The following is a 1,270-nucleotide window of genomic DNA, read 5'->3' on the forward strand; positions in this document are numbered from 1 at the left end:
ATGAGGTGGTCTAGCAAAGCGGGACAGAGTTGGGACTTACCTTTCTCAAATCATGTCCATCACTCCCCACAGCCCCAAACGACGCAAATATGACGCGGCCTTCCGCGCCGAAGCCCTGCGCCTAGTCGGCGAGAGCCGCTCGACGCAGGCGGCGGCCCGCGCGCTGAATCTAAATCCGAAGCTGCTCTATAAGTGGCAAAAAGAAGCGCAAACGCCCATCGCGGCCGCTTTGGGGGCAGGGTTGGACCCGGCCACCGCGGCCGAGCTGCGCCAGCTGCGGGCGCTGGCCCGGCGGCAGGCGCAGGAGTTGGAGATTTTAAAAAAAGCCATCGTCATCTTCTCACAGACGCCGGACCGATGAGCTGCTACCGCTTCATCAACGCGCAGCAGGGTGCCTATCCGGTGCGGGGCCTGTGCCGGGTGCTGGGCGTGGCGCCCAGCCGCTACTATGCCTGGCAGCAGGGCGAGCAGCGGGCCATAGGGGCGCAACCGCCGGCTTGGGAAGCGGCCCTGGTGACCCTATTTGAGCGCCACAAACGCCGCTACGGCACCCGCCGACTACGGGTGGCCTTGCGCCAGCAGGGTCACCGGGTGGGGCGGCAGGCCCTGCGCTCGGCCCTGGCCCGCCGGGGCTTGCGGGCCTTGCAGCCCAAGGCGTTCACCCCGCGCACGACCGACTCCACCCACGGCCTGCGCTGCGCTCCCAACCGGCTGCTCGACCAGCCCAAACCGACCCAGACCAACCGGGTCTGGGTCAGCGACATCACCTATTTGCCCCTGGCCGACGGCACCTGGGCCTATTTGTGCGCCTTCCAGGACGTGGCCAGCAAGTACGTCGTGGGCTGGCAGGTGCTCCATACGATGCCCGAGGCACTGGTCACCACGGCCTTGCAGCGGTCTTTATGGGCCCAGCAACCCGCCCCCGGCCTGGTGGTGCATTCCGACCGCGGCGGCCAGTACTGCGGCAACGCCTACCGCGCCTTGCTGCATCGGCACTACGGCCTGCGCTCGCAAAGCAGGCGCGGCGAGTGCTACGATAACGCCCAGGCCGAAAGTCTCTGGTCCCGCCTCAAAACCGAAGAACTCGAACGCCGCGAGTGGCCCGTTTTTACCAATTTAGCTGACGCGCAAGCCAGCGTGGCTGATTATTTTGACTACTATAATCACGAACGTCTGCACTCCAGCATCCACTACCAAACCCCATTTAACGCTCAGCAGCAGCTTTTTCAATCAACTGCCTTAAACTGTCCTGCCTAACTGGACCACCTCA

At 64.4% G+C, this 1,270-nt stretch carries 2 protein-coding genes; both read left to right on the top strand.

Features of this window, described 5'->3' with window-relative positions; translation table 11 throughout:
* Positions 1-52 precede the first annotated feature (52 nt).
* The gene (locus B9A24_RS00635; RefSeq protein ID WP_084443167.1) at positions 53-361 is read left to right on the top strand and encodes a transposase; all 309 of its coding nucleotides are present in this window, start codon (positions 53-55) and stop codon (positions 359-361) included.
* Complete coding sequence (locus B9A24_RS00640; protein ID WP_084443169.1) at positions 358-1,257, top strand: IS3 family transposase; 900 nt, start codon at positions 358-360, stop codon at positions 1,255-1,257. The genes B9A24_RS00635 and B9A24_RS00640 overlap by 4 nt, the downstream gene beginning before the upstream one ends.
* Positions 1,258-1,270: the final 13 nt, after the last annotated feature.

The sequence above is a fragment of the Hymenobacter roseosalivarius DSM 11622 genome, from assembly GCF_900176135.1.
Classification (GTDB): Bacteria; Bacteroidota; Bacteroidia; order Cytophagales; family Hymenobacteraceae; genus Hymenobacter; species Hymenobacter roseosalivarius.

Excerpts from the sequence above, each read along its gene's own strand:
- B9A24_RS00640 (WP_084443169.1), top strand. The coding sequence starts at position 358 with ATGAGCTGCTACCGCTTCATCAACGCGCAGCAGGGTGCCTATCCGGTG.
- B9A24_RS00635 (WP_084443167.1), top strand. The coding sequence starts at position 53 with ATGTCCATCACTCCCCACAGCCCCAAACGACGCAAATATGACGCGGCC.